The organism is Psychrobacter sp. 1Y4 (assembly GCF_051847555.1).
Genome location: NZ_JBPYDE010000293.1, coordinates 1 through 879 on the forward strand (window position 1 = coordinate 1; position 879 = coordinate 879).

An 879-nucleotide genomic window follows, 5' to 3' on the forward strand; every position below is an offset into this window, starting at 1 on the left:
GTCTTACCATACCCTGGTGGCGATATCATCATGAGGATACCCATCAAGTCCGTCCGTTTATCCTCGCCGACCGTGCCCATCTGTTTGGCAAGGTTATCGCCGATGAGTGGCAGGTAGCTCTCATTAATCAGACGGTTACGCACAAATGAAGACAAGGGACGCGGCATAAATTCGTCCAGTCGCAAGGTTTCTTTTGACGCGTGTAATATCTCTGAGCGCATGGCGAGGTAACGTCGATAGGCAGGGATCACTTGGGTATCATGGTGATGCAAACGGTTTAAAAAGTCGTCAACCGCAAAGGTTAGGCTCTGCTGATGAATACGCGAATGTTCACCCAGTAGATTATTGACTTGTATCTCAAGCGACACCTTACCTGTGTGACGCGCAAAGCTTTGCACTTGATTGAGAGGGTTATTGATACTGGTCAGTGACGTTGATGATGACGCTTGAGGTGAAGAGAACGACAAGGTGGAAGCGGCATTAACTGTGCCTTTATGCGCGCCGCCTTTATCGAAACTCGCACCTGAATCAATCAGGCGCTGTACCAAAGCTTCACGCTGCGTATCGTTCAGTTGAGTGAGTAAAACAGCAATCGCTTCAGGCACATAATGACGTCCACTCTCTAACTGCTGCTTACGTAGCGCCTCTTTTTCTTGACGTTCAGCCAACTGCGTTTCACTGAGCGCCTCACCTGCCTCATTTGTGCCATCATCTGCTGCGTTATCCGACTCACTATTACCGTAAGTCTTATCAAGTAAGGCATGAAACCATGTGGCTAATAGCTCATAGGCTGATTTGGGTTGGAAGCCAAGCTTACCGATTGAAGACTGTAGCTGCGCAAAACTGGCATTACTTTGTGTACTGACGGGCGAACTACTC

The 879-nt window shown here is 48.6% G+C and carries 1 pseudogene; it reads right to left on the minus strand.

From position 1 onward, the window contains the following. A pseudogene (locus tag ACS8FC_RS15875) lies at positions 1 to 879 on the minus strand (DNA repair ATPase); the annotation flags it as partial.